Below are 25,753 nucleotides of genomic sequence, written 5' to 3'. Positions count from 1 at the left end.
GTTAGGAAGCTTAGGTGCGGTGCAGCCACTGAATTTTGCCGGGAGGTGTTCCGTACCCTGTACCGGGAGCGCGCACCCCGCGTAGAGGACGTGTACGCCACGTGCTGACCACCCGCATCCCTCACCGAGTTCCGCCCCGCTTAGCTCACGGCCTGAATTAAGGGTTGGAGTAATATGCCCTCGATGGCCCGGCCAGGTGTGTGCCGGTCGGGCAGGGGTTCGGAAGGAGCCACATGGCGGGGCGGAACGGGCGCACAGTGCGCGACCTCAGACGGGCCAACCGGACGGCCGTGCTGCAACGGCTGTACTTCGACGGCCCGCTCAGCCGCTTCGAGCTCGGCCCGGCGACCGGCCTCAGCTCGGGCTCCGTCAGCAACGTCGTCGCCGACCTGGTCGCCGACGGACTGGTGGAGGAGGCGGGCAGCGTCGACTCCGACGGCGGCCGCCCGCGCACGCTGCTGAGGGTGGCGCCCGGCAGCGGCCACATGATCGGCGTCGACGTCGGCGAGACACGGGTGCGCATCGAGCTGTTCGACCTCACCCTCACCGAACTGGCCCGCGCCGAACGGCCGTTGGAGCAGCAGCGGTACGACGTCGAGGTGATCGTCGGCCATATCCGCGACGGTGTCGCCGAGGTGCTCGCCGCCGCGGACGTCGCCCGCGAGCAGCTGCTCGGCGTGGGGATAGGCGTCCCCGGCATCGTCGAACGCACCCCCGACCGGGGCGCCGTCGTGCACGGCCAGACGATCGGCTGGGACGCGGTCCCGCTGGAGGCGCTGCTCCGTTCTACCTCCCAACTCCCCGAGGCGGCCGCGTACTTCATCGACAACGGCGCCAAGACGCTCGGCCAGGCCGAGATGTGGTTCGGCGGCGGACGCGGCGCCCGCAACGCGGTCGTCGTCCTGTTCGGCTCCGGCGTCGGCGCCAGTCTCGTCACGCCCGAGGTGGAGCACGGGCGAGCCGTCGAGTGGGGCCATCTGACGGTACGGGTCAGGGGGCGTCGCTGCCGGTGCGGTGCGCTCGGCTGCCTGGAGGCCTACGCGGGCGCCGAGTCGCTGCTGGAGCGCTGGCACGAGGAGGGCGGACACCCGCCCGAGGACACCGACGAGGAGACCGCGCTCACCGCGATGCTGGCCGCCGCCTACCCGCCCGCAGGCGGAACGGCCGACCCGGCGGCGCTGGCCGTCCTGGAGGAGACCGCCGAGTACCTGGGCGCGGGCCTGTCCGACCTGATCAACCTCTTCCAGCCGGAGCGGATCCTCATCGGCGGCTGGGCGGGCCTCCAGCTCGGCGCCGGGTTCCTGCCCGCCGTACGCCGGCACGCGGCGGCGTACGCGCTGCGGTATCCGGCCGAGAAGGTCACCATTGAGCTGGGCCGGCTCGGGCCCGACGCGGTCACCGTCGGCGCGGCGATCCTGCCGCTGGCCGACTTCTTCGCCCGCGGCGGCCGCCGACCCGAGCCCGCGCCTGAGGGACCGCCGCCGGCCTGGCGCGCCGTACTGAAGGAACGGGCGTCGCACTGAGCGGGTGATGGCCGCGACGTGCGGTTTCGCCGCCGTTCCCGGAGGTACTCGCGTGGGTCTCGGACGCCAGGAAGGGAGTACGTCGTGACCGCTCACCGAGATGAGGAGCCGGGCCGCAGTCCCGATCCCGTACCGCGTGACCTGCCCGACCAGCAGGCCATGGCCGACGAGGAGGACCCCTGGGAGGTGTCCAAGGAGGCGAAGGGGGCCCAGGGTGCCGAGGGCGCCGAGGAAGACCGGACCGCCGCCGACGTACCCGACACGGACGAGGCGGGCTCGGGCAGACAGGGCGCCCCGCAGTCAGCCACCGTCCACCCCGAGCACCCGGCACCGGACGAGTCACCGGACTGACACGCATCGCCGCATCGCCCAAGGACGCTCAGCCCACCTTCCGACCCTGCAACGGCTCCGTCCGCGCCCCCGCCCCCTGCTGGAGCCCCTGGAGGAACTCCTCGATCACCTCGGGCGCCGTGCGCGTCGCCCGCCAGCCCAGTTCCGTCTGCGCGCGCGTGCAGTCCATCAGCGGCAGCCGCAGCACGGCGTCGAAGAGGTGCGGGGAGGCCGGTAGCAGATGCAGCCCCCACGCGGCGGCGATCGCCGAGCGGGCCGCGGTCCTCGGCAGCCGTACCGGGCGGCTGCCGAGCAGCTCACCGAGCAGCTCCGCGTCGACCGGCGGCTCGGCCGCGAGGTTGAAGGCGCCCCGCACCTCCGAGCCCACCGCCAGCTGGTACGCCCGGGCCGCGTCGTCGGTGTGCAGCGCCTGCACCCGCAGTCCCGGGATGTCCGGCAGGAACGGCAGCAGCTCGGGACGCGCCAGCGGCCCCGGCAGGAACCTGCCGCCGAAGATCCGCCGCTGCTCGCTCGCCGACTCCCGCTTGAACAGGAACGCGGGCCGCATCCGCACCACGCGGATCCCGGGGTGATCGCGCTCGAAGGTGTCGAGGGTGCGTTCCAGATAGGCCTTCTCCCGGCAGTACGCGGCGTCCGGCCAGCCGTGCGTCGGCCAGGACTCGTCCACCGTGTGGTCCTTGGGCCCCGGCGAGTACGCGCCCACCGAGGAGGCGTGGACGAGGGTGGGCACGCCCGCGGAGGCGACGGCGTCGAACACCCGGATGCTGCCCAGCACGTTGGTGCGCCAGGTGGTGGCCGGGTCGTGCGTCGGCTGGAACGCCCAGGCCAGATGGATCACCGCGTCGGCACCGAGGAACTCCTTGACGAGATCGGCCTGTTCGGAGGCCACGTCGACCGCCGCCCAGTCCGTCTTCGGCGGCGACCACTCGGGGAGTCGGCGTGCCAGGCCCCGTACCGACCCGACCCGCGGATCCTCGGACAGGAGGCGCACCACGCTGGTGCCGACGTTGCCGGTGGCGCCCGTGACCACGATCCTGCTGCCGGCTTCGCTGCTCACGTTCGGCTCCTCTCGGGCGTACTCCTTCTGCGGAGGGCACCGAGTACCCGGTCGCGGCAGGCCATACGCGTGCGAGCGCGCGTACGAGAAAGCCCCGACCGGACGGGGGATTCCGGTCGGGGCGGTACTGGGGTGGGCGCGGATGGCGGTCGCCTCTCGGCGAAAGGCTCCACAGGGCTTCAGCCGAACGATCGTCCCTGTGGGCAAAAGGTGAGGCCCGGGGACACTGTCCCATCCGCACCCACGGTCTGTTCAACGGGCAACTGTCCTCGGGTGTTCCGTCGCGCGCCCCGCAATGCCGTGATCTACCTCACCCTGCCGTCCCGCTCAGCTCCGGCAGGGACGCCAGCAGATGAGCGGGATCGTCGTAGATGGCGTCCGCCCGGCCTCTTCCAGCCGGGCCGGGGTGCGGTGTGTGGGCGTGCTCGACGGGCTCCGGCGCGGGCTTGCCCTTCTCCACGTCGTCGGCGCCGGCAGTCGCGGTGATCGCCTCGTCCGCGTCGATCGCGCGGCGCAGCGCGGTCAGCTAGGCGCCGCCCGCCGAGGTCGCGAGCACCACGTTCCAGCCGTCCTGGTGCAGCCTGCGCAGCAACCGGCCGGCGTCGGGGAGCGCGGGGAGGCGGTCGAAGTACTGCCCGTAGAGGACTTTGTGGGCGCAGCTCAGCTCGTCGTCCCGGTCCCTGTCCCGGTCGTCGCCGAGCAGATGCGCGATCAGGTCCGACGACGCCAGGCCCACCGCCCGGTGGATGGCGTGCATCGGGATGTGATGGCCTGCCTGCCGGAAGGCCTCCCACCAGGTCGCGACATGCAGATGGTTGGTGTCGACGAGGGTTCCGTCGACGTCGAAGACGGCGGCGCGATCCATGGCGGTCCTTACGCTCCCTTCCGCATCAGCCCATCAGCCGTTCTCATACCCCGGCCGGTACCCGCCCCTCGCGCGTCCAGGCCAGCAGCTCGTCGGCCGACCAGGTGGTCACGATCCGCTCCGCGGGTATCCCGCACTCCTCCGCCCGGGCGCAGCCGTTGATCTGCCAGTCCAGCTGTCCCGGCGCGTGCGCGTCGGTGTCGACCGAGAACAGCACGCCCGCCGCCAGCGCCCGACGCAGCAGCCGCCGGGGCGGGTCGAGCCGTTCGGGGCGGCTGTTGATCTCCACCGCCGTGCCGGACTCGGCGCACGCGGCGAACACCTCGTCCGCGTCGAACTCCGACTCCGGCCGCCCCCGCCCGGTCACCAGCCGCCCGGTGCAGTGCCCGAGGATGTCGGCGTGCGGATCGCGGACGGCCCGCACCATGCGGCGGGTCATGGAGCGGGCGTCCATGCGCAGCTTGGAGTGCACGGACACCACCACGACGTCCAGCCGCGCGAGCAGCTCCGGTTCCTGGTCCAGCGAGCCGTCCTCCAGGATGTCGCACTCGATGCCGGTGAGCAGCCGGAACGGCGCCCAGGTCTCGTTGAGGGCGGCCACCACGTCCAGTTGCTCGCGCAGCCGCTCGGCCGACAGTCCGCGCGCCACCGTCAGCCTGGGGGAGTGGTCGGTGAGCGCCGTCCACTCGTGGCCGAGCGCCGCCGCGGCCCGGCCCATCTCGTCGATCGGGCTGCCGCCGTCCGACCAGTCGGAGTGCACATGGCAGTCCCCGCGCAGCAGCGCCAGCAACCGCTCCCCGCCCCGCACCGGCCGCTCCCGCCCGGCCTCGGCCTCCAGCTGCGCCAAATAGCCCGGCACCTGCCCGGCCAGCGCCTCCCGCACCACCTGCGCCGTCTTCGGGCCGACGCCCTTGAGGGACTCCAGTGACCCCGCGGCCGCCCGCGCCCGCAGCTCGTCCTCGGGCAGCTCGGCCACCACGCGGGCGGCGGTGCGGAAGGCGCGGACGCGGTACGTCGGCGCCAGTGACCGCTCCAGCAGGAAGGCGATCCGGCCCAGTGCCTCGACGGGATCCATCGCCACCTCCTCCGGGTCACCCTCCAGGGTTCCCCAGCCGCACGGGGGCCGCACGGCGGCGGCGGGCGGTTTGTCCAGTACGCGTCGGGGTACTGCGATGCCTCGTCCCGTACGTCGTCCAGCCGGAGGCCTTCATGTCCGCCCCCACCGCACCGCACCCCAAGGTCGCCGTGATCACCGGCGCCGACTCGGGCATCGGACGCGCCACCGCCGTACGGCTGGCCGAGGCGGGGCTGGACGTCGGCATCACCTGGCACAGCGACGAGAAGGGCGCCGAGGAGACCGCCGAGGAGGTGCGGGCCAAGGGCGTGCGGGCGGCCGTCGCCCACATGGATCTCACGCGGCTGCCCGAGGCCGCGGACACCGTCGACGAGCTGTGCGAGAGGCTCGGCCGACTGGACGTGCTGGTCAACAACGCCGGAACGGGCACGGCCACGCCCTTTCTCGACCTGGACCTCGCCAAGGTGCGCGAGGTCCTCGACGTCGACCTGGTCGGCCCCTTCCTGTGCGGGCAGCGGGCGGCGCGGCACATGATCCGGCAGGGCGACGGGGGCCGGATCGTCAACGTGACGTCCGTGCACGAGCACCAGCCCCGGGTGGGCGCCGCGCCGTACTGCGCGGCCAAGGGCGGCCTCGGCCTGCTCACCCAGGTCATGGCCCTGGAACTCGCCGAGCACGGCATCACCGTCAACGCCGTCGCGCCCGGCGAGATCGCCACGCCGATGACCGGCCAGGAGGACACGGACGTCCGCACCGAGCGGCGCCCCGGTGTGCCCCTGGGGCGGCCGGGCGACGCGCGCGAGGTCGCGGCCGTGATCGCCTTCCTCGCCGGGCCCGACGCCTCGTACGTCACCGGCGCCTCGTGGACCGTCGACGGCGGCATGCTCCGCATGGGCCCGCAGGCGGGCTCCCACCTGACCGCGGACGACTGGCGGCGCCCCTGAGCCCGCACCGGCCCTGGGGGTCGCTATCCGGCCACCGCACACGGGCCACAATGGCCGGATCCGCTCTACGCTCTATGACATGACCGAAATCGCGAGCCCCTACATCTCCCATCCGCGGATCATGGTGCTCGGCGTCCAGCCCGGCAGTCCGCCGTTCCGCATCATGGAGATCGACGGTGTAGTGGTCGGTGCGGCGCGTGCCGTCACCGACGTTCTGGAGACTGCCGCCGCCTTCGGCATCACGGTCCACGATTTGGACGACCCGGACGTGGTGCGCTGGGTCGGCGGCGACAAGTTCACCTGGAAACCTCGCTAGGGCCTGCGCTCAGCCCACCGTCCACTTCTGGTTGGCGCCGCCCGTGCAGGTCCAGATCTGCAGCCGCGTGCCGTTGGCCGCGTTGTTGCCGGTGACGTCCAGGCACTTGTCGGCCTGCGGGTTGACGATGTCGCGTGCCGCGGTGACGACCCACTTCTGGGCGGCGCTGCCGTTGCAGTCCCACAGCTGGACGGCCGTGCCGTCCGCCGTGCCGCCGCTCGTGACGTCCAGGCACTTGCCGAGCGCCCGGATCGTGCCGTCCGAGCCGACGGTCCATTGCTGCGCGGCGGTGCCGTTGCAGTCGTAGAGCTGTACGGGGGTGCCGTTGGCGGAGCTCGCCCCGGCGACGTCCACGCACTTGCCCGCCAGGCCTCGGATCGCCACGCCGGTCGTGGAGTCGCTCGTGGTCACGGACACGTGGTCCACCACCAGCTGCTGCGGGAAGACGGTGGAGCCGTCCGGGTCGCCCGGCCAGTAGCCGCCGACCGCGAGGTTGAGGATCAGGAAGAACGGCTTGTTGAACACCCACTGCCTCCCACCCAGGTCGGCGGGGGTACGGCGCTGGTAGACGGTGCCGTCCACGGACCAGGTGATCGAGTCGGGCGCCCAGTCGACGGCGAAGGTGTGGAAACCGTCCGCGAAGGCCTGCCCGTTCGGCAGGGAGTAGGCCGCGCCGATGCCGCCCGAGCCGAAGTAGCCCGGGCCGTGGATCGTGCCGTGCACCGTGGACGGCTCGAAGCCGACGTTCTCCATGATGTCGATCTCGCCCGAGTCCGGCCAGCCGACGTCGCCCAGGTCATGGCCGAGCATCCAGAACGCCGGCCACATGCCCTGCCCGCGCGGGATCTTCATCCGGGCCTCGATGTGCCCGTACTGCGCGGTGAACTTCCCGGCGGTGTTCAGCCGGGCCGAGGTGTACTCGCAACGGCCGTACCAGCACTGGTAGTTCCCCGGGTTCTCCTTCCGGGCGGTGATTACCAGATGGCCCTGCCCGTCGAGCGCCGCGTTGTTGGTGCCGGACGTGTAGTACTGCCGCTCGTGGTTGTTGACGTTGTCGCCGGTCTCGATCTGCCACTTCGAGGAGTCGACCGCCGCACCGGCGGGACCGTCGAAGGTGTCGGAGAACGTCACCGCCCGGACGCCGGCCGGCTCCGCCTGGGCGGGCGCGGCGACGGCGGCGGAGGCGAGCAGCACGGCGGACAGCGCGCCGAGCAGACATCTGCGGAGCAGTCGTGGGGAAGCCACGGCCTTCCCTTCCGTACGGCGTCCCGGGCACGGGCGCGCCGACTGAGGTGGGGGGTGAAGGATTCCCCTTGATTTAAGAGATGAGGTAAGGGCGCGTCAATACCTTGGTACGGACCAGAAGTTGGGGCCTCTGAGTCGCGACCGGACGTCGGGCCTCAGCGCCGCGCGTGCACCGCCCGCCCCAGCCTGCGCCCCACCAGCAGATACCCGGCCAGCGCACCCGCCGTGTTGAGGATGACGTCGTCGATGTCGAAGGCGCGGCCCGTCACCATCGCCCCCTGCGCCAGCTCCACCATCAGCATCACGACCGCGGTGAGCAGCAGCACCCGCAGGATCCCGCGCGCCCGGGGCGCGAGCACCGGCACGAGCACCCCGAAAGGCACCCCGAGCAGCAGATTGCCGCCGATCTGCTTCACGGCGTCACGCAGTTCCGGCTGGTCCAGATAGGCCCGCAGGGAGCTGCCCGGACGCAGGTTGCTGTGCGTGAGCGCCTCGGATGCGGGGGAGGGCTGCAGGGTCAGCCGGGCCAGCACCACGGCGAACGCGACCATGAAGGCGAAGGCACACGCGATCGCCACCGCCCGGCCGATCAGGGGGAGCAGCGGGCGCCGCTTCTTCGACTGCTGCTTGGCCGAACGCTTTGCTTTGGCTGAAGGCTTCGTGGACCCCTTGGCGGGCCGCTTGGCGCGTCGCGGGCGCGACAGAACGCGGGACAGCAAGGCTGTACGGGCCACTCGGTCCTCCAGACTTCAACTTCCCTCGACAACAAGGCTGTTACCCCCGGAGCGGGCAGAGATGCGGCGCCGGTTTCCCGCTGTCCTGCCGGGGCACTCCGGCCAGGACCCGCGCGCCGCCCCGTGCTCCTCATGGGCCGGTGCTTTGATGACGCAGAGTCACTTGAAGAACCCGCGGAGGTGCTGCCATGACCCGGCGTTCGACGCGCCTCGCCGTGGCCGAGGTGCTGGCCTGGTGGGTGGCGCTGGGCGGCCTGTGGCTGGCCTTCATCAACGCGGTCGACACCCTCGAACTCGCCGTCGGCGCGGGCGCCGCGGGCGTGGCCGCACTGGCGGCGCGGGCCGCGCGACGGGCGGTGACCGGACCGTGAACGGCTGGCTCCTCGCGGCGGCCGTCACGCTGGGTGGCGGACTGACGGCCACCCTGTGGGGCGTGACCACCGGCCCGCTCGGCCGCCGAGTCGTGGCGCAGAACCTCGCCACCGCCGTCGCCTGCCCCGGCCTGCTCCTGCTCTCCCAGGCCTACGAGCGTCCGGCGTACGTCGATCTGGCCCTGGTCCTCGCCGTGCTGGGCCCCGTCGGCACACTCGTCTTCGCCCGGCTGCTCTCCGACGAGCTGACCGGGCACCCGCCGCGCGCCTGGTGGCCGACCTGGACGGCGGCCGCCCTCGGCACGGCCGTCGTCCTCGCGCTGTGCGCGGTGACCGCACCCGGCCGGGCGACGGTCAAGCTTCTGGTGACCGGGGCGCTGCTGGTCGGCGGGAACGTGGTCGCCGGCCGCGCGCTGACCGGCGGCATCCGGGGGGTGCGCGGTGGCTGACCCGGTCGTCGTCGTGGCGCTGCTGCTCGTGGCCGGTTCCGCGACCCTCGCCGTCGCGGTCCGCGACCCGGTCCGCCAGGCGCTCGTGCTGTCCGTCCTCGGGGTCGTGCTCGCCGTGCTGTTCACCGTCCTCCAGGCGCCCGACGTCGGCCTGTCTCAACTGGCCGTCGGCTCCGCCGTCACCCCGCTGTTGCTGCTGCTCACCGTCCGCAAGGTCAGACGGCGCGGGCAGCGGAAGGGGCGAGAGCGGTGAACCGGCGCTTCCGGCTGTGGCTCGTGGCCGTGGGCAGCGCGGGACTGGCCGCGCTGCTCGTCGCCGCCTGCCTGGAGCTGCCCGACTTCGGCGGCGCCTGGCACCCGTACGGCGACCGGGCCGTGCGGGCCTCCCTCGACCGACACACCGCCAACACCGTCGCCTCCGTCAACTTCGACCAGCGTGCCTTCGACACCCTCGGCGAGATGACCATCCTGTTCGCCGCCGTCCTCGGCTGTGTGGTCCTGCTGCGCCAGACCCGCGACGAACACCGCGCCCGGCCCGAACCCGCCGACGTGGAGCCGCCGGTGCGCCGCTACGCCCTGATCGTGCTTCCCGTCGCCCTGCTCACCGGCCTCTACGTCATCGCGCACGGCCAGCTCAGCCCCGGCGGCGGCTTCCAGGGCGGCGTGGTCGCCGCGACCGCCCTGCACCTGCTCTACCTGGGCGCCGACTACCGCGCCCTGGAACGCATCCGCCCCGTCGGCCTGTACGAGGTCGGCGACGCGGCCGCCGCCTGCGCCTACCTCGTCCTGGGCCTGGCCGGCGTCCTCGCCGGTACCGCATTCCTCGCCAACACCCTGCTGCCGTACGGCACCTTCAACACGCTGTCCTCCGGTGGCACCGTCCCCCTGCTGAACGCGGCCATCGGCATGGAGGTCGCCTGCGCGGTCGTCGTCCTGCTCGCCCGCTTCCTGGACCAGGCCGTCGAGATCGAGGAGGAGAGCCGCGCATGAGCGTGCTGCCCTATCTGGTCGCCGCGTGGGTCTTCCTGGCCGGCTGCTACGGACTGGCCGCCAGCCGCAACCTGATCCACGCCGTCGGCTGTCTGTCCGTGTGCCAGGCAGCCACGTACGTGCTGCTGCTCGCCGTCGGCTACCGCGACGACGCCACCGCCCCCGTCTACTCCGATATCGAGCCGGGCTCCCGTCCGGTCGTCGACCCGGTCGTGCAGGCCCTCGCGCTCACCGACGTCGTGGTCGGTGCCACCGTCACCGCCCTGCTGCTCGCGCTGGTCGTGCAGATCTCCAAGCGGCACGGCACGGTCGACCCCGACGAACTCTCCGAGCTGCGCGGCTGATGCACCACCTGCTGCCGCTCCTCGTCGCCGTCCCGCTGCTGGGCGCCGGTCTGCTGGTCGCCGTGGGCCGCGCCCTGCCCCGGGTCGCCGCCGACACGGTCGGCTGTGCCGTCTCCGCGGGCACCGCCGCGTTGGTGATCGTCCTGCTGCTGAACTCCTCGCCGCCGCGCACCGAGTGGGTCGGCGGCTGGACGCCCGTGGACGGCCGGAGCGTCGGCATCGTCCTGGTCGGCGACGGCCCCGGCCTCGGCATGGCCGCCCTCGCCTCGCTGCTGACGCTGGCGGCGCTGACGTACTCCTGGCGCTACTTCGAGGAGCCGCCGCGTCGGCATGCCGGCTCGTATCCGGCGCTGATGCTGGTGTTCCAGGCCGGGATGTGCGGCTTCGCGATCACGGGCGACCTGTTCAACGCGTTCGTGTTCTTCGAGCTGATGAGCGTCGTGGCGTACGCCCTGACCGGGTACCGCGTCGAGGAGGCCAAGGCGGTGCAGGGCGCGCTCACCTTCGGCGTGGTCAACTCGCTGGGCGCGTACGCCATGCTGATGGGCATCGCCCTGCTGTACGCGCGCACCGGCGAGCTGACGATGTCGCTGATCGGCCGGGGACTGGACGCGCACGGCGGGCCGGACGCCCTGGTCCTCGCGAGCTTCGTGCTGGTCCTCACCGGTCTGCTGGTCAAGGCCGCGGCCGTGCCCTTCCACTTCTGGCTGCCGGACGCCCACGCCGTCGCGCCGACGCCGGTGTGCATGCTGCTGTCCGGCGTCATGGTCGAGCTGGGCGTCTACGGCGCCTGGCGGGTGTACGGCACGGTCTTCTCCGGGCCCGGCGGCGTCCCGGCCGCGGACCTGGAGCGGATGCTGGTCGTGCTGGGCGCGCTGACCGCGGCCGTCGGTGCCGTCATGTGCTGGTACCAGCGGCACATCAAGCGGCTCCTGGCCTATTCGACCGTCGCCCACATCGGACTGTTCCTGATCGGCATCGGCGTACTGACCCCGCAGGCCGACGACGGGATCGCGCTGTACATCCTCGGCCACGCCGGTGTGAAGGCGGCGCTGTTCGCCTGCACGGGCATCCTGCTCGACCGCTACGGCAGCGTCGACGAACACGTCCTGCACGGGCGGGCCCGAAGACAGCGCGCGGTGGCCGTGATGTTCGTCGTCGGCGGCCTGGGCCTGGCCGGACTGCCGCCGTTCGCCGGTGCGCTCGGCAAGTCGGTCGCCGAGGAGGCCGCGGGCGGCCCGCTCGCCGTGCTGTACGTCATCGCCTCGGCGATGACGGCGGGCGCGGTGCTACGGGTCGCCGCGCGGGTGTTCCTGGGCCTCGGGCCTCCGCCGCCGGACGCGGGGGAGTACGAGACGACCGGCTCCGGCGAGGAGCCCGAGACCCGGGGACGGCTCGGCTTCGTCCCCGACACCATGACCGCCGTCCCGGCGCTGCTGCTCGCCGGGGCGCTCGCGGCAGGGGTGGCCCCCGGCTTCGGCGAGACGGTGGCGCGGGCCGTGAACGAGGCCGGTTCCGGCGGCGCGGTCGTCCCGGTGCACTGGACGCCGTACGGCATCCTGCTGGGCCTGGTCTCGACGGCGGTGGCCGTGGGGCTGGCCGCGCTGGCCGTCACCCGGCCGAGGCTGCTCGCCGCCCCGGACTGGGCGCTGCCGCTGCGGCGCCTGCAGTCCGGGCACGTCGGGGACTACGTGGCCTGGCTGCTGGTGGGCGCCACCCTGCTCGGCGCCCTCGCCCTGCCCGGAGTCCTCGGCACATGATCAGGTTCCGTAGGTGACGTCGACCTCCTTGAAGCCGAGGGAGCCCAGCAGTCCTTCGAGCATGTCGGTGGTGTTGCTCTCGGCGCGCGCGGTGAGCTCGCTCTCCTTCGCCGCGTCGCGGATGTGGCGTACCGCGAGCTGCTGCACGGCCTGTTCGCCGTTGGGGTTGTCGGAGAAGAGGTCGCCGAGCCGGTCGAGCAGACCGCGCTGCTTGGAGACGGCGTAGGAGCGGTCGGGGTCGAGTGCGGGCCGGCCGAGTGCCGCGTGCGGCAGCCGCAGCGTGGCGGACGTACGGTCCTCGTTGACCGTCACGTCGTCCTCGCCGACCTTGCCGAGGTCGACGTAGGCGTCGACGGTGCCCGCCCCGATGTACAGGGTGCGGGTGCCGCGGATGGCGTCGGGCAGGTACTTGGTGTCCTTCTCCAGGTCCACGACGACCTGGAAGTTGCCGGAGGCGGCGTCGTAACGGCTGATGTCCTGGATCGACTTGAGCAGGGCCGGCCCCGAGCGGTCGTGGGTCTCCGTGCCGAACAGGTCCTTCAGGCCCGGCAGTACGCTCAGCCGGATCCCGGCGAACAGCACGACGAGCACCAGCACGACGGCGCTCAGCGCCTTCGCCCAGCCGGGCATGCGCCCGGGGAGGCGCTTGATGGAAGTCGTCATGGGTGACGGTCCTCCTTCCTACCCTCCTGCATGCCCTTCTCGACAGAAGGTCAGACCGTCGGTGTCTCGGGATACCGCAGGGCCGCGTCCAGCGTGGGCTGTGGCGGCAGCAGCCGGTGCAGCCCGGTGACCCGCAGGACGCGCAGGGTCATGGGGTGCGCGCACACCAGGTGCAGCCGCCCGTCGTGGGCGAGCACCCGGCTGCGCGCCCGGTACAGCAGCCGCAGCCCCGAGCAGTCGAAGAACTCGACCGGGCTGAGGTCGATCACGATCCGGGCGCCGGGGAGCGCCGTCACGTCGTCCAGGTGCGGGAGGATCTCCGCCGCCGCGGCGATGTCGATCTCCCCGCGGAACTCCAGCACCGTGTGCCCCTGTTCCCGGTGGACGCGCAGATGCCGGGTGAGCGGCGCGGCGTTCCGTTCCACGTCGACTCACCTCCCGTCCGCTGCCGGTGACCCACAACTGCGGGCCTCGCCCTGCAAGTTACCCTCGCTGGAAAGCATTTCAGCATGTTCGGTTGACATATGTCTTCGAATTGCGACCGAGTTTCTTCGCGGCGTGAGCGAAGTGTTACGACAAGGCCTGCCAGGCCTTGCTGAGGGCCCGGCGGAACTGCTCGGCCTGATGTGCCGTCAACTCCCGTACCATCCGCTCCTCCAGCTCCCGCACCGGCCCGGCGAGCCGCGTGAGCAGTTCGCGCGCCTCGCCGGTGAGCAGGATCAGCAGCTCCCGGCGGTTGTGCGGGTTGCGCTCCCGGCGCACCAGGCCGCGGCCCTCCAGGGAGCGGACCAGGTCGGCGATCGACTGGGCGGTGACGAAGGAGTCCCGGGCCAGCTGCGCCGCCGACAGTCCGTCGTGCCGCTCCAGGACGGTGAGCGCGGTGTACTGCAGCGCCGTGATTCCGAAGGGTCTGACCAGGTCGTCCAGGTGTGAGCGGACCACGAGCTCCACCTGCTTGACCATGTAGAGCAGGGACGGGGGTGCCTTGGTTGTCTGGGTGCCGGCCATGGATCGAGCCTAGAGCATTGACAGGAAACCTGTCTGAATTCAGACTGCCGACCAACAGGAATCCTGTTTTTTGAACTCTGGAGATCCTGTTGGTTTCCTGATCTTGGCAATGAAGCTGGGAGTGGCGATGACCACCTTCGAGATCGAACCCGGTCGGCTGTTCATCGGGGGCCGGTGGCACGACGCCGCCGACGGAGCGCGCGGCGAGGTGGTCGACCCGTCCCGGGGCACGGTCCTCACCACCGTCGCCGAGGCGGGCCCCGCCGACGTGGACGCCGCCGTGCGGGCCGCCCGCGAGACCTTCGACGCCGGCCAGTGGTCCGGGCTGAGCGGCCGTGAACGGGGCCGCGTCCTGCACCGCGTCGCCGAGCTGATCCGCGAGAACGCCGAAGACCTCGCCGAGCTGGAGAGCCTCGACGTCGGCAAACCGATCACCCTGTGCCGCGCCGTCGACATCACGAACGCCGCCAACGACTACGAGCACTACGCCGCCCTGGCCCACTCCCTCGACGGCGCCACCCGCGACACCCCGCTCAACGCCCTGGCGTACACCCGCCGCGAGCCCCTCGGCGTGGTCGCGGCCATCACGCCGTACAACTTCCCGCTGATCCTGGCCGGTACCAAGCTCGCCCCCGCGCTCGCCGCCGGGAACACGGTCGTCCACAAACCCGCCGAGGAGACCCCGCTCAGCGCCCTGTACATGGCCCGGCTGCTGCAGGAGGCCGGCGTCCCGGACGGCGTGGTCAACGTCGTCACCGGCACCGGCCCGGTGACCGGCGAGGCCCTGCTGCGCCACCCCGGCGTCGACAAGGTGGCCTTCACCGGCTCCACCACGGTCGGCCGCCATGTCGCGGGCGTCGCCGGGCAGGCGCTGCGGCCCGTCACCATGGAACTCGGCGGCAACGCCGCCCACCTCGTCTTCGAGGACGCCGACCTGGAGAAGGCGGTCGGCGCGGTCATCAAGGCGTTCGTCTTCAACACCGGCCAGTTCTGCATGGCCGGACCCCGGCTGCTGGTCGCCCGCAAGGTGTACGCCACCCTGCTGGGCATCCTCGCCGAAGCGGTCCCCGGCGTGCCCGTCGGCGACCCGCGCAAACCCGAGACCGTCGTCGGACCGATGGCGGGGGAGCGGCATCTGCGCAAGGTCGAGGAGTACGTCGACCTGGCCCGCCAGGAGGGCGGCCGTATCGTCTGCGGCGGCGAGCGCCTCGACCTCGACGGCGGCTACTACTACAAGCCCACCGTGATAGCCGACCTGCCGAACGACTCCCGAGCCGTCCAGGAGGAGATCTTCGGCCCGGTCCTCACCGTCCAGCCCTTCGACTCCGAGGACGAGGCCGTCGCCCTCGCCAACTCCACGCCGTACGGCCTGGCCTCGGGCGTGCAGACCGGCAGCCTCGCCCGCGCCCACCGCGTCGCCGACCGCCTCCAGGCCGGCATCGTCTGGATCAACGACTGGGCGATGCTCGACCCCGCGGTCCCGTTCGGCGGCGTCAAGGACTCAGGCTTCGGCCGCGAGTACGGCCCCGAGGCGCTCGCCTCCTACACGAAGGTCAAGTCCGTCGTCGTCTCGCTCGACTGAGCGCGCCCGCCAAGGAGTTCGTACGATGCCCACCACCACCCGCGCCGCCGTCGTCGAATCCGGCGGGGCACCCTTCACCCTCTCCGACGTCGTCCTCGACGAACCCGGCCCCCACGAGGCCCTCGTCCGCATGGTCGCGACCGGCCTGTGCCACACCGACCTCGGCGTGGCGAGCGGCGCCCTGCCCTTCCCGCTGCCCGGGGTGCTCGGCCACGAGGGAGCCGGAGTCGTCGAGGCCGTCGGCCCGTCCGTCACTGCGGTCGCGCCGGGGGACCACGTCGTGCTGTCCTTCACCTCCTGCGGCGACTGCCGCAACTGCCGCGCCGGGCACCCCGCATACTGCGCCACCTGGCTGCCGATGAACCTCATCGGGGGCCGACGCGCGGACGGCACCAGCACCATCAGCCGCGACGGCGAACCGCTCGGCGGGCACTTCTTCGGCCAGTCCTCGTTCGCCGAGCGGGCCCTCGCGGACGAGCGCAGCCTGGTCAAGGTCGACCCGGATGTGCCGCTCACGTCGATCGCCCCGCTCGGCTGCGGCGTACAGACCGGGGTCGGTGCCGTCTGGAACGTCCTGCGGCCGGTCACCGGCAGCAGCGTCGTCGTCCTCGGCGCCGGAGCCGTCGGCCTGTCGGCGGTGATGGCGGCCGCCTTGACGCCCGCGACCACTGTCATCGCCGTAGACAAGGTGGGCGAACGCCTTTCGCTGGCAAAGGAGTTGGGTGCCACTCATACCGTCGACGCCGGAACGGCCGACGTCGGGGCCGCGATCGCCGACCTCACCGGCGGTCAGGGCGCCGACGGTGTCGTGGAGACGACCGGCAGCGTCGCCGTGCTCCGGCAGGGCGTCGACGCGCTCGCCGCGCGCGGCACGCTGGTCGTCGTGGGCGCCCCGCCGTTCGGTACCGAGGTCTCCCTGGACGTCAACGGGCTGCTCGCCGGGAAGCGGATCGTCGGCCTGACGCTCGGCGACAGCGAGACCCGGACCGTCATCCCCGCCCTGGTCCGGCTCGTGAAGGACGGGCGGCTCCCACTGCACCGCCTGATCGGCACCTACCCCTTCACGGAGATCGACCAGGCGGTGCGGGACATGAGCGCGGGCAAGACCATCAAGCCCGTGCTCACCTTCTGACCGGCCTCAGTCGGCCAGCAGCACCAGCTTCCCCGTGGTCCGGCCGGTGTCGCCGAGCTCATGCGCCTTGGCGGCCTCGGCCAGCGGGAAGGTCCCCGCGATCGTCGCCCGCAGACTGCCGTCCTCGATCAGCCCGGCGATGGCCCTCATGCCGTACTGGTCGGCGTCGACGAGCATCCGGATCGCCCGTACGCCGAGCCGCTCGGCCTCCGCGTAGAAGTCGTCCGACCCGATCGGCAGGATCGACACCACGATTCCACCCGGGCGAAGGACGCGCAGCGAGCGGACGGAGTAGTCGCCGCCGATGGTGTCGAGCACCACGTCGACGTCGTGCACGGCCTCCGCGAAGTCGGTCGCCCGGTAGTCGACCGGCTCGTCCACGCCGATCTCGCGCAGAAAGTCGTGCTTGCCCGCGCTCGCCGTGCCGATCACGTAGGCGCCCCGGGCCTTGGCGATCTGCACGGCCACATGTCCGACGCCACCGGCCGCCGCGTGGATCAGCACCCGCTGACCCGGTCGCAGGTCCGCCCGCTCCACCAGCGCCTGCCACGCGGTCAGCGAGACCAGCGGCAGTGCGCCCGCCTGCGTGTGGTCGATCCCTGCGGGCTTGGGGGCGAGGGCGCGGGCCGGGGCGATGACGTACTCGGCGTGCGAGCCGTGACCGAACGGGTAGGGCAGCATGCCGAAGACCTCGTCGCCGGGCCGGAAGAGGGCGACGCCGATGCCGGTCTCCTCGACGACGCCGGAGACGTCCCAGCCGAGGGTGAAGGGCGGCTCGCCGAGGAAGCCGCCGGTGGCGCGGTGCTTCCAGTCGGTGGGGTTGACGCCGGCGGCCCGCACCCGGACCAGCACCTCGTTCGGCCGCGGAGTCGGCCGCGGCACCTCTACTTCTTTCAGCACCTCGGGACCGCCGAGGACGTCCTGGCTGATGACTCGCATGGTGTTCACATCGCTCATGGTCACCCAGCCTGCCCGCGCCCGCCCGCTCGGAAAATGGCACGATTGCCAACCTTTGATAGAATCGTGCCATGCAGCGTGTGGAGCGAGTCGTGGTGCTGGCCCTCGACGGCGTGTACCCCTTCGAACTGGGCATCCCCAGCCGGATCTTCGGCGCGGCCGACGGCCGGTACGAGGTGCTGACGTGCAGCGTCGACGGCGGGCCGGTGCGCACCAACGCCGACTTCTCGGTCACCGTCGAGCACGGCCCCGAGGCCCTGGCGACGGCCGACACGGTGGTGATCGCGCCCATCGCGCCGGCGTCCGTCTCCGCCGACATCCCGGACGAAGTCCGTGCCGCGCTCGCCCGGATCCGGCCCGGCACCCGCATCGTCTCCATCTGCACCGGCGCCTTCGTCCTGGCCGCCGCCGGACTGCTGGACGGCCGCAGGGCGACCACGCACTGGCAGGTCGCCGATCACTTCCGGCGGATGTTCCCGCACATCGACCTCGACCCGGACGTCCTCTTCGTCGACGACGACCCCGTCCTGACCTCCGCCGGAGCCGCCTCCGGCGTCGATGTCTGCCTGCACCTCGTGCGCAAGGACCACGGCAGCCGGCTCGCCAACACCGTCGCGCGGCGCTGCGTCGTCCCGCCGTTCCGCGACGGCGGCCAGGCCCAGTACATCGAGCAGCCCGTGCCCGAGACCGGCGCCGCGAGCACCGCCGCAACCCGCACCTGGGCGCTGGAACGCCTCGGCGAACCACTGACCCTGTCCGACCTCGCCGCACACGCCCGGATGAGCCTGCGCACCTTCGCCCGCCGCTTCCACGACGAGGTGGGCGTCAGCCCCGGCCGCTGGCTCATCCAGCAGCGCGTCGCCCGCGCCCGGCACCTCCTGGAGTCCAGCGACCTCCCCGTCGACCACATCGCCGGCCAGGTCGGCTTCGCCACGGGCGCGTCCCTGCGCCAGCACCTGCACGCCGCGATCGGCGTCTCACCGCAGGCGTACCGCCGTACGTTCCACAGCACGCGCTGATGACCTGCCGACTTGTCGACTAACGGGTTCTTGGCGGAGAGTGACGGAACCCTCACGTCCGCTCGGCCGTTGAGGTTGATCCTTTCGGGTTGGAACCCGATAAGCTCCCATCCGGCGCTGCGAGTTGACACGTTCGCGACGGGTCGACCCAGCAGTGCGTACTCATGAGTGCGGTCGCCCTGTACACCCCCCCTGTTCGATCGTGTTGCTTCGAAGGATGCAGATGGAACTCGCCACTCCGCCCCCGGCGGCGCGGGCCCCTGTCGCCTGGTACAGCTGGTGGCTGATGCCGCTGGCCTTAGGAGGCGGGACGGTTGCCGCCACGTTCATGAGCTCGGAGCGAATAACCGCGGCCGTCGCCGGTATCGCGGCGACGGCGGCCGCCTCGGTGTGCGTACGGCTGCTGATCCGCACCCGGACGCAACTGCGCCGTGCGGAGGGCAGCTTCCGCACCTCGCAGGCCGAGCACTCCCAGCAGTGGCAGCAGCACGTGGCGGGCCTGGAGCGCAAGCACGCCGCCGAACGCGCCGCCCACGAGGCCCAACTCGCCGACCAGTCACGGGCCTACGAGGACCGGCTGGCCGAGCAGGCCCAGGGCTACGAGGCCCGCCTCGCCGAACAGGCCGACGACTACCAGGCACAGCTCGCCGAGCAGGCCCAGCGCCTGGAGGCACAGCTCGCCCAGCAGACCGCCACCTGGCAGGAACGCCTCGACCACCAGCAGGCCGCGGTCGCCCGGCTCGCGAACGAGCAGCTGCCCGAAGCGCTTGAGCGGCTGCGCGCCGGTGACGCGATCGACGACCTGCTGCCCCCGACCAACCAGTGCGCCAAGGTCGCGCCCGAACTCCAGGCCGAGCTTCGCAAGGTCCTGCGCACCGCGCTGATCGGCGTCGAGGAGGAGTTCAACCGCTCCACCTCCGCCGAGCAGGCGGTCGTCGGCATCGGCAACCGGATCCACGTACTCACCAGCAAGCTGCGCGGCCGGCTGCACGAGATGCAGGGCGAGCACGGCCGGCTCCCGTCCGTCGCGCGCGGCCTGATGGAGCTCGACCAGGCGATCGGCCCCGCCGACTGTCTCGCCGCCAGCATCGGTGTGCTCGGCGGCTCGGACCGCCCGGGACGGCAGTGGCAGGAGCCGCAGCGGCTGCTCAGCGTGGTGCGCGGCGGCATCGGCCGGATCAAGGAGTTCCACCGCGTCGAGCTCCGCCACCTGCCCGAACTGGGCGTCGACGGCGGCCTGGTGGACCACCTCACGCTGATCTTCGCGCACCTGCTGGACAACGCCACCCGCTACTCGCCGCCCACCGAACCGGTGCTCGTCTCCGGCAAGGAGGTTCCCAACGGCGTCGGCATCGAGATCCAGGACTCCGGCAAGGGCCTGAGCGAGGAGAAGAAGCGCGAGGCCGAGCACGCCCTCGCCGGCACCGCCGCCGGCCCCGGTCTGGGCGGTGTGTCGGAGGACGCCAACATCGGCCTGCGCGTCGTCGGCATCCTCGCCCGCCGCTACGGCATCCGCGTCACCTTCGCGGACTCGCCCTGGCTCGGCACCTCGGTGGTCGTCGTGGTACCGCACAAGTACTTCAGTCCGCTGCCCGCGGCCACCCCGGCCACCGCGTCCGCGTCGGCCACCGCCCCGACCGTATCGGAGGCCCCCGCCACCGCACCGCGAACGGCGACCGCCGAGCCCGCCCCCGACCCCGCCGAGGCGCAGGACACCACGCCAGGTGGACTGCCCCGGCGCCGCAGCAGGCGCAGCGAATCGGGCGAGCCCGCCCCGGCCGCCCGTGCCGCGCGGACCGAGGAGGCGGCCGTCTCCGCCGTACCGCCGGACACGTCCTTCACCGGACTGGCCGCGTTCGCCACCGCCGGACGGGAGCGCAGCGAGGGATCCGGGCCGGCCGACCGCGAGTCGAGCGCCGTACGCGAGTCCGCAGAGCACCGCACTGAAGAGAGCGACTAGTCCACATGACGCAACAGGGAACCGACGTGAGCTGGGCGCTGCGCGATCTGGTGGAGAGCATCCAGGAGATCCGTTTCGCCCTCGTGGCCTCCAGTGACGGCAAGGCCATCACCTCCTACGGCGCCGAAGACCCCGACGACGTGGACCGTTTCGCCGCCGTGGTGGCCGGACTGCAGGCGCTGGCCCAGCCGGTCGCCGAGCAGTTCCCCACTTACGCGGGACACCTGCGGCTGGCCATGATCGAGGTCGACGGCGGTCACCTCTTCGTGGTCCGCGCGGGCGTGGAGACGTACCTCGGTGTCCTGGCGCGCGAGGGCCTCGACCAGGGCCTGCTGGGCCATCAGATGAGGGACCTGGCCCGCAGGATGGGCGAACTGCTGGGCACCACTCCGCGCCTGGAGGAGCACTCTGGATGAGTGTTCCCCGCCGGCCGACGGACCCGTCCGGTCTCGAGCGCTACTACGTCCTCACCAAAGGGCGCAGCGGACCGGGCGGTTCGGCGTCGAGCCTCGACGTGGCGACCCTCATCGTCTCCCGAGCCGCCCCCGCCCCGGGCATGCAGCACGAGCACGCGGAGATCATCCGGCGCTGCCGCGAACCGCTGTCGGTGGCCGAACTCGGCGCCCATCTCCACCTGCCCTTCAACATTCTCGCGGTGCTGCTTGCGGACCTGCTCGAAGCAGGCCGCGTCGAAGCCCGTGACCCCATCCCGGCGCACGACGCCGGTCGCGGGCCCGACCTCGCGCTCCTTGAGGAGGTACTCAGTGGACTTGAAAGGCTTTGACCAACCCGGCAGTGCGGCGGCCGGGGAGACCCGCTCGGTGAAGGTGATGATCGCCGGCGGGTTCGGCACCGGGAAGACCACGATGGTCCGCTCGGTCAGTGACATCAAGCCGCTCACCACCGAGGAGACCCTCACCCAGGCCAGCGCCGATGTCGACCGCCTGATCGGCGTCGCCGACAAGACGGAGACCACCGTCAGCCTGGACTTCGGCAAGATCAGCATCAACGACAGCCTGGTGCTGTACCTGTTCGGCACCCCGGGGCAGGAGCGGTTCTGGTTCCTGTGGAACGGCCTGTTCAAGGGCGCGCTCGGCGCGGTCGTACTGGTGGACACCCGCCGCCTGGCCTCCAGCTTCCGCGCGATCGAGGAGATGGAGCGGCAGAACGTCCCCTTCGTCGTCGCGCTCAACGTCTTCCCCGACTCCAAGGACTATCCGGTCGAGGAGATCCGGGACGCCCTCGACATCTCCCCGCACATCCCGGTCGTGGCCTGCGACGCCCGCGACCGGACCTCCAGCCGTGACGTGCTCGTCGCTCTGATACGTCACTTGAAGGAACGCTCTGCCGTCGTACTGGAGTCCCGATGAACGCCCAGCCCTCAAACGATTCCGATACGCCCCGCGGTTGCCCCTTCGGCCATGACACCGAGCTCACCCGGCTGTACGGGCCGGAGGCGGCGACCGACCCGCGCGGCATCTACGAGCGGCTGCGCAAGGAGCACGGCTCCGTGGCTCCGGTGCTGCTGGAGGGCGACATCCCCGCCTGGCTGGTACTGGGCTACCGGGACAGCCGACGAGTGCTCGACAATCCCCTCCATTTTCCCCGGGACGCGCGGATCTGGCGGGACTGGCGGGAGGGCCGGATCCCGGACAACTCTCCGCTGGTTCCGATGCTCGCCTGGCGCCCCGACTGTGTGTCCCAGGACGGCGAGGCTCACCGCCGACTGCGCGGTGCCGTCAGCGACGGGCTGCAGTCCGCCGCCGACCGCGGTGTCCGGCGCCACGCCACGCACTTCGCCAACAAGCAGATCGACGCGTTCGCGGACTCCGGCCGCGCCGATCTGGTGGCCGACTACGCCGACTATCTGCCGATGCTCGTGATCGCCCGCATTCTGGGGCTTGCCGAGGCGGAGGGGCGTCGCCTGGTCGAGTCCTGCGCCCAGGTGATGAAGGGCGGCGAGGACGCCGTCGCGCACGACGGCGTGATCAGGGAGATCTTCGGTGAACTCGCCGAGCGCAGGCGGTCCGAACCCGGCTCCGACCTCGCCACCGGCCTGCTGGAGCATCACGCGGCGCTCGACCACGACGAGGTCGTGGCCCACCTGCGCGCGGTGCTGATCGCCGCGCACGTCACGACGAACCTGCTGGCCCGGGTGCTGGAGCTGGTCCTGACCGACGCCTCCCGGCTCTCCGGGCTGATCAGCGGTCAGCTGAACATCTCGGCGGTGGTGGAGGAGGCCATGTGGAACTCTCCGCCGCTGGCCGTCCTGCCGGGGCGCTTCGCCGCCAGCGATGTCGAACTGGGCGGGCACCGCATCGAGGAGGGCGACCTGCTCGTTCTCGGTCTGGCCCCGGGCAACCTCGACCCCGAGATCCGGCCCGACCCGGGTGTCTCGGTGGAGGGCAACCAGGCGCACCTGGCGTTCGGCGCGGGCCCGCACGAGTGCCCCGGGCAGAACATCGGGATGTCCATCATCGAGATCGCGGTGGACGTCCTGCTGCACCGTCTGCCGGGCCTGCGCCTGGCCGTGCCGCCGGAGGAGCTCACCTCGACCGCGTCCACATGGATGTCCCTGCTGGACAGCCTGCCGGTCGAGTTCGAGGTATAGGCCCTGAGACGCGCCGTCAGCCGTCAGCCGTCGAGCCAGTCGCCTGCGAGGTCCGTGGGACGGTATCCCGTGGCGTTCCAGAGGAAATGCGGGTGGGCGCAACCGAACATGTAGGCGAGCAGTGCGGTGTCCTCCCTCCCGGTCTGAGGGTCGTGCAGGGCGTAGAAGAACTCGGATCCGACTGCGCCGGAGTCTTGTTGGACATCACGAGCGCGGGCCGTGGACGGTGCGGCGCCGGCTGCCTCCACGGCGGCGATGTACGTGCGGCGCAGGATCTCCCATGTGCTGTCGGTGTTGCCGTGCCAGGGGCCGTGCAGTGCTTCGAAGGCATGGAGCTCGGCGTCGAAGAGGGGCCATGTCTCGGGGTACTGGGCCCGGCAGCGTGCGGACAGCTCGGCGGTCCGGGCGCTCAGAGCCGGTGCGGTGGGACGCGGGGCGATGGTGAGGGTGGTGCCGTGGGTGAGGATGCCGGTGCATGCGTTGGGCTGAAGGTCGCACAGCGGGCAGTCCTGGGCCGGGGGGAGGCCCTCGGTGATGCCGTCGAACCACAAGGCGTGGCGGCCCGTGAGACCCAACCAGACGATGGTGCTTGGCATCAGCCAGGTGTTCCACATCGGGGGATGCGCCTCGGGCATGCAGCCGTACTTGACCATGGCGATGGCGCAGGCGGCGTAGAGGGCCTTGGTGTGGGTGGGCATGTCGGCGAGCCAGAAGTTGCTGATCTCGCCGGTGAGGGCGTCGGCTCGTACGTCGACCATGTCGTCGACGACGCGGCACAGCAGCAGGGAGGCGAGGTGTTCTTCCTGCCAGAGTTCGGTGTCGGGCGAGACGTGCCAGAACAGGCAGTCCATCATCTGCAGGACTGAGTAGGTGCTCTGGCTGAGTGGGTTGGTCTGGGGGAGTACGACGCTGCCCGCGTGATGCTGTTGGAGCCAGTACTCGTCCACGGATCGCTTATGGGCTGCGTAGAGTCCGCAGACCAGGGCCCGTGCGGTGTTGGTGCTGAAACTCTCGGCCAAGCGGCCTTCGATGAGTTGGGTGAGGTGCGTGGTGTCTATGGTGTCGATCACGCGTTTGTATTCGTGGAAGAGCAGGATGTCGTCCTCGAAGCGGTGGCGGTAGCCAAGGTCTCGTTCAAGGTCGTTCATCTGCCGGGCCAAGACCCATCCACCAGTCAGGACGCTGTCGAGTTCCCGGTGGTACGGCCAGGTCTTGACGGTGAGGGGACGACCGGCGCTCTGCCGCCAACCGTAGTCAGCCAGCGTGCGTGCCGGGGGCGTGGGCAGTCGACGGCACAGAGAGCAGGCGCAGACGGTTGTCTGGTCCTCCTCGCGTGGCGGGCTGAGTGCCCGGCTCCTCCAGGTCCCTTCCAGCATCGTGCAAGTCAGTCGGCAGACCGCGATATCGGTGCTGACTTGGGGGAAGGCTGCTTCGATCACGCGCAGGCTGGCGTCCAGTCGCCTCAACCTGGCCTGGCCCTCCTCGTCGGGCGGGAGGAATGCGCGCGGCGCCAGTTGGAGGGCTCCCTCCACATGCAGCGTGGTGCTGGAGCGGGGGGATATCAGTGCGTCCAGCCGCTGCTGAGCGGCGTTCTGGCAATCTCGGTACTGAGCCGTGCGCCCATTGATGTGTTCCGCGAAGAGGCGGGCCAGGGCGTTCCCCGCCTCCGCCGGCTGGAGCCGGGCGCTTGGCTGCGCCGGGAGCAGGCTGTCGGTGGACGTCTCCGGACCACCTGCTACGACTCTGGATTTCACACCGGTCTCCCTTCAAGCTGTGGTCCTGGCAACGGAGTCCATCGGCCGTGGTTGTCAGCCGGTCGTGTCCGAGAAGACGAGCTCGGGGGGACGTGGCCCGAGGTCCCCCCGCCCTGCGGGCGAGCGGCCGCACGACCGCCCGCTCATTCGAACTCACCTTCCTGATACGTAAGTTGAAGCGAAAAGCGGTAGGAGACTGCCCAGGGCGTAAATGATCTACGCGTAACCGGACCGTGATCTCGATTACTGCTCACACTTCTTGAGCTGCGTATACTCGCGCGCCCCCGATGTAAGTGATAGATACATGCGTCTCCGCGATCGCCTTCGGCCTACACGGCGGGCTCCCTCGGCGAGTCCTATGCGTTCACCGGGCAGGAACACCGGCGTGTCGTCGGCCCCCGGAGCGCAGCAGGGCGCCGAACGGGTACTGCCACGCCGCCCGTTCGGTCCCCAGGAAGGGGATGGTCAGCTCGTCCATCTGCGGTTCGTGCGCGGCCCACAGCGGCTGGATGTTCGCGGTGGCCCCGAGCCGGGCAAAGCGCGGCACGTCGGAGGGGTGGACGACCTGGAGATGGGCCGAGGGGCCGCGTGTCGCTCGGCCCGTTCGCGGCGCGCGCCGCCCCGGTCGCGTCCAGCGCGTCGCGTACGGCCCGGTCGCCGAGGGCGTGACAGTGGCACTGGAAGTCGAGCGCGTCCAACTCGGTGGCGCACTTGGGCAGTTGCTCGGCGTCGATGCACACGGTGCCGCGGTTGGCGGTCGCGTCGGCGGCCCTGGACCTGCTGCTCGGAGAAACTCGCCGTATTCTACCGGGAACTGCTGGAGGCCGAGCAGACGGACGCGACCGCCAACCGAGTGGAGATCAGGGGCGCCGACGGGACCCGGCTCGCCTTCCGCCGCGACATGAACGCGACGCCGCCGAGCCGGCCGCGCGCCGGGCCGCTACGAGGTACGCGGCTACGCCGACCCGGCCGGACACTCCTTCACCCTGCGCCGCGTCGCGCCCACGGCGCCGAAGCAGGGCTGAGCCTCCTCGGTCACGGCC

General features: G+C 71.6%; 27 protein-coding genes and 3 pseudogenes. 19 read left to right on the top strand and 11 right to left on the bottom strand.

Annotated elements, in window-relative coordinates; translation table 11 throughout:
• Window positions 1-233: 233 nt before the first annotated feature.
• The gene (locus SSP24_RS01430; RefSeq protein ID WP_141306689.1) at window positions 234-1,523 is read left to right on the top strand and encodes an ROK family transcriptional regulator; all 1,290 of its coding nucleotides are present in this window, start codon (window positions 234-236) and stop codon (window positions 1,521-1,523) included.
• An 84-nt stretch (window positions 1,524-1,607) separates the two neighbouring features.
• Window positions 1,608-1,874, top strand: a complete 267-nt coding sequence (locus SSP24_RS01425) for a hypothetical protein (protein WP_141306688.1) — start codon at window positions 1,608-1,610, stop codon at window positions 1,872-1,874.
• Between the two features lie 28 nt (window positions 1,875-1,902).
• On the opposite strand, the gene SSP24_RS01420 is transcribed toward SSP24_RS01425, so the two are convergent.
• The 3 genes and pseudogenes from SSP24_RS01420 to SSP24_RS01410 all read right to left on the bottom strand — a co-directional run bounded on the left by SSP24_RS01420 (window position 1,903) and on the right by SSP24_RS01410 (window position 4,871).
• Window positions 1,903-2,931, bottom strand: a complete 1,029-nt coding sequence (locus SSP24_RS01420) for an SDR family oxidoreductase (protein WP_141306687.1) — start codon at window positions 2,929-2,931, stop codon at window positions 1,903-1,905.
• Between the two features lie 310 nt (window positions 2,932-3,241).
• A pseudogene (locus SSP24_RS01415) lies at window positions 3,242-3,796 on the bottom strand (HAD family hydrolase).
• A gap of 43 nt (window positions 3,797-3,839) precedes the next feature.
• Window positions 3,840-4,871 carry a PHP domain-containing protein gene (locus SSP24_RS01410; protein WP_141306686.1) on the bottom strand — a complete coding sequence of 344 codons (1,032 nt, stop codon included), beginning with the start codon at window positions 4,869-4,871 and terminating at the stop codon, window positions 3,840-3,842.
• 134 nt (window positions 4,872-5,005) lie between these two features.
• On the opposite strand from SSP24_RS01410, the gene SSP24_RS01405 reads away from it, so the two are divergent.
• Window positions 5,006-5,815 carry an SDR family oxidoreductase gene (locus SSP24_RS01405; protein ID WP_141306685.1) on the top strand — a complete coding sequence of 270 codons (810 nt, stop codon included), beginning with the start codon at window positions 5,006-5,008 and terminating at the stop codon, window positions 5,813-5,815.
• A gap of 79 nt (window positions 5,816-5,894) precedes the next feature.
• Entirely contained in the window at window positions 5,895-6,131 is a 237-nt protein-coding gene (locus tag SSP24_RS01400; protein WP_141306684.1) for a hypothetical protein, read from the top strand.
• 9 nt (window positions 6,132-6,140) lie between these two features.
• Here the strand turns inward: SSP24_RS01400 and SSP24_RS01395 are convergent, their stop codons facing one another.
• Together SSP24_RS01395 and SSP24_RS01390 are read right to left on the bottom strand one after the other, a co-directional pair.
• A complete protein-coding gene (locus SSP24_RS01395) occupies window positions 6,141-7,376 on the bottom strand; it encodes a glycoside hydrolase family 16 protein (protein ID WP_141306683.1) in 1,236 nt (411 codons plus the stop codon).
• A 155-nt stretch (window positions 7,377-7,531) separates the two neighbouring features.
• Window positions 7,532-7,978 (bottom strand): VanZ family protein, encoded by a 447-nt coding sequence (locus tag SSP24_RS01390; RefSeq protein ID WP_229864843.1) that lies wholly within the window; start codon window positions 7,976-7,978, stop codon window positions 7,532-7,534.
• 320 nt (window positions 7,979-8,298) lie between these two features.
• On the opposite strand from SSP24_RS01390, the gene SSP24_RS01385 reads away from it, so the two are divergent.
• The 6 genes from SSP24_RS01385 to SSP24_RS01360 are packed head-to-tail and all read left to right on the top strand — an operon-like array spanning window position 8,299 to window position 12,024.
• The gene (locus SSP24_RS01385) at window positions 8,299-8,481 is read left to right on the top strand and encodes a hypothetical protein (protein WP_141306682.1); all 183 of its coding nucleotides are present in this window, start codon (window positions 8,299-8,301) and stop codon (window positions 8,479-8,481) included.
• Entirely contained in the window at window positions 8,478-8,930 is a 453-nt protein-coding gene (locus tag SSP24_RS01380; RefSeq protein ID WP_141306681.1) for an MrpF/PhaF family protein, read from the top strand. Before SSP24_RS01385 ends, SSP24_RS01380 begins: the two co-directional genes overlap by 4 nt.
• Window positions 8,923-9,183 (top strand): Na(+)/H(+) antiporter subunit B, encoded by a 261-nt coding sequence (locus SSP24_RS01375; RefSeq protein WP_141306680.1) that lies wholly within the window; start codon window positions 8,923-8,925, stop codon window positions 9,181-9,183. The genes SSP24_RS01380 and SSP24_RS01375 overlap by 8 nt, the downstream gene beginning before the upstream one ends.
• Complete coding sequence (locus SSP24_RS01370; RefSeq protein WP_141306679.1) at window positions 9,180-9,920, top strand: MnhB domain-containing protein; 741 nt, start codon at window positions 9,180-9,182, stop codon at window positions 9,918-9,920. The genes SSP24_RS01375 and SSP24_RS01370 overlap by 4 nt, the downstream gene beginning before the upstream one ends.
• A complete protein-coding gene (locus SSP24_RS01365) occupies window positions 9,917-10,264 on the top strand; it encodes a sodium:proton antiporter (protein ID WP_141306678.1) in 348 nt (115 codons plus the stop codon). The genes SSP24_RS01370 and SSP24_RS01365 overlap by 4 nt, the downstream gene beginning before the upstream one ends.
• Window positions 10,264-12,024, top strand: coding sequence for a complex I subunit 5 family protein (locus SSP24_RS01360; RefSeq protein ID WP_141306677.1), 1,761 nt, complete (start codon window positions 10,264-10,266; stop codon window positions 12,022-12,024). The genes SSP24_RS01365 and SSP24_RS01360 overlap by 1 nt, the downstream gene beginning before the upstream one ends.
• On the opposite strand, the gene SSP24_RS01355 is transcribed toward SSP24_RS01360, so the two are convergent.
• From SSP24_RS01355 to SSP24_RS01345, 3 genes are all read right to left on the bottom strand, one after another.
• Window positions 12,025-12,687, bottom strand: coding sequence for a DUF4230 domain-containing protein (locus tag SSP24_RS01355; protein ID WP_141306676.1), 663 nt, complete (start codon window positions 12,685-12,687; stop codon window positions 12,025-12,027).
• Between the two features lie 50 nt (window positions 12,688-12,737).
• A complete protein-coding gene (locus SSP24_RS01350) occupies window positions 12,738-13,112 on the bottom strand; it encodes an anti-sigma factor antagonist (RefSeq protein WP_141306675.1) in 375 nt (124 codons plus the stop codon).
• A 145-nt stretch (window positions 13,113-13,257) separates the two neighbouring features.
• Window positions 13,258-13,695: a MarR family winged helix-turn-helix transcriptional regulator gene (locus SSP24_RS01345; RefSeq protein WP_141306674.1), complete on the bottom strand. Its 438-nt coding sequence runs from the start codon at window positions 13,693-13,695 to the stop codon at window positions 13,258-13,260.
• 127 nt (window positions 13,696-13,822) lie between these two features.
• Between SSP24_RS01345 and SSP24_RS01340 the strand changes: the two genes are divergently transcribed.
• Together SSP24_RS01340 and SSP24_RS01335 are read left to right on the top strand one after the other, a co-directional pair.
• Window positions 13,823-15,277, top strand: a complete 1,455-nt coding sequence (locus SSP24_RS01340; protein ID WP_141306673.1) for an aldehyde dehydrogenase family protein — start codon at window positions 13,823-13,825, stop codon at window positions 15,275-15,277.
• 25 nt (window positions 15,278-15,302) lie between these two features.
• The gene (locus SSP24_RS01335; protein ID WP_141306672.1) at window positions 15,303-16,409 is read left to right on the top strand and encodes an NAD(P)-dependent alcohol dehydrogenase; all 1,107 of its coding nucleotides are present in this window, start codon (window positions 15,303-15,305) and stop codon (window positions 16,407-16,409) included.
• A 6-nt stretch (window positions 16,410-16,415) separates the two neighbouring features.
• Here SSP24_RS01335 and SSP24_RS01330 read toward each other — a convergent pair whose 3' ends face one another.
• The gene (locus SSP24_RS01330) at window positions 16,416-17,366 is read right to left on the bottom strand and encodes an NADP-dependent oxidoreductase (RefSeq protein ID WP_141306671.1); all 951 of its coding nucleotides are present in this window, start codon (window positions 17,364-17,366) and stop codon (window positions 16,416-16,418) included.
• Window positions 17,367-17,437: 71 nt separating this feature from the next.
• Here SSP24_RS01330 and SSP24_RS01325 point away from each other — a divergent pair, with 71 nt between their 5' ends.
• The 6 genes from SSP24_RS01325 to SSP24_RS01300 all read left to right on the top strand — a co-directional run bounded on the left by SSP24_RS01325 (window position 17,438) and on the right by SSP24_RS01300 (window position 22,956).
• On the top strand, window positions 17,438-18,385 hold the full coding sequence (locus SSP24_RS01325) for a GlxA family transcriptional regulator (RefSeq protein ID WP_141306670.1): 948 nt from the start codon (window positions 17,438-17,440) through the stop codon (window positions 18,383-18,385).
• A gap of 223 nt (window positions 18,386-18,608) precedes the next feature.
• Window positions 18,609-20,345, top strand: coding sequence for an ATP-binding protein (locus SSP24_RS01320; protein WP_141306669.1), 1,737 nt, complete (start codon window positions 18,609-18,611; stop codon window positions 20,343-20,345).
• A gap of 5 nt (window positions 20,346-20,350) precedes the next feature.
• Entirely contained in the window at window positions 20,351-20,761 is a 411-nt protein-coding gene (locus tag SSP24_RS01315) for a roadblock/LC7 domain-containing protein (protein ID WP_141306668.1), read from the top strand.
• Window positions 20,758-21,129 (top strand): DUF742 domain-containing protein, encoded by a 372-nt coding sequence (locus SSP24_RS01310; protein ID WP_141306667.1) that lies wholly within the window; start codon window positions 20,758-20,760, stop codon window positions 21,127-21,129. Before SSP24_RS01315 ends, SSP24_RS01310 begins: the two co-directional genes overlap by 4 nt.
• Window positions 21,110-21,715 carry a GTP-binding protein gene (locus tag SSP24_RS01305; RefSeq protein ID WP_141306666.1) on the top strand — a complete coding sequence of 202 codons (606 nt, stop codon included), beginning with the start codon at window positions 21,110-21,112 and terminating at the stop codon, window positions 21,713-21,715. The genes SSP24_RS01310 and SSP24_RS01305 overlap by 20 nt, the downstream gene beginning before the upstream one ends.
• Window positions 21,712-22,956: a cytochrome P450 gene (locus SSP24_RS01300; RefSeq protein WP_141306665.1), complete on the top strand. Its 1,245-nt coding sequence runs from the start codon at window positions 21,712-21,714 to the stop codon at window positions 22,954-22,956. The genes SSP24_RS01305 and SSP24_RS01300 overlap by 4 nt, the downstream gene beginning before the upstream one ends.
• 23 nt (window positions 22,957-22,979) lie before the next feature.
• On the opposite strand, the gene SSP24_RS01295 is transcribed toward SSP24_RS01300, so the two are convergent.
• Entirely contained in the window at window positions 22,980-24,710 is a 1,731-nt protein-coding gene (locus SSP24_RS01295; protein WP_229864805.1) for a hypothetical protein, read from the bottom strand.
• A gap of 379 nt (window positions 24,711-25,089) precedes the next feature.
• Window positions 25,090-25,471 (bottom strand): annotated as a pseudogene (locus SSP24_RS01290) (amidohydrolase family protein); the annotation flags it as partial.
• A gap of 53 nt (window positions 25,472-25,524) precedes the next feature.
• Between SSP24_RS01290 and SSP24_RS43730 the strand changes: the two are divergent.
• Window positions 25,525-25,735: pseudogene (locus SSP24_RS43730) on the top strand (hypothetical protein).
• Window positions 25,736-25,753 lie beyond the last annotated feature (18 nt).

The sequence above is a fragment of the Streptomyces spinoverrucosus genome (assembly GCF_006539505.1).
In the GTDB taxonomy this organism is placed as follows: Bacteria; Actinomycetota; Actinomycetes; order Streptomycetales; family Streptomycetaceae; genus Streptomyces; species Streptomyces spinoverrucosus.
The sequence above is the reverse complement of the archived record's forward strand: the minus strand, read 5'-3'. Positions and strand labels throughout refer to the sequence as shown.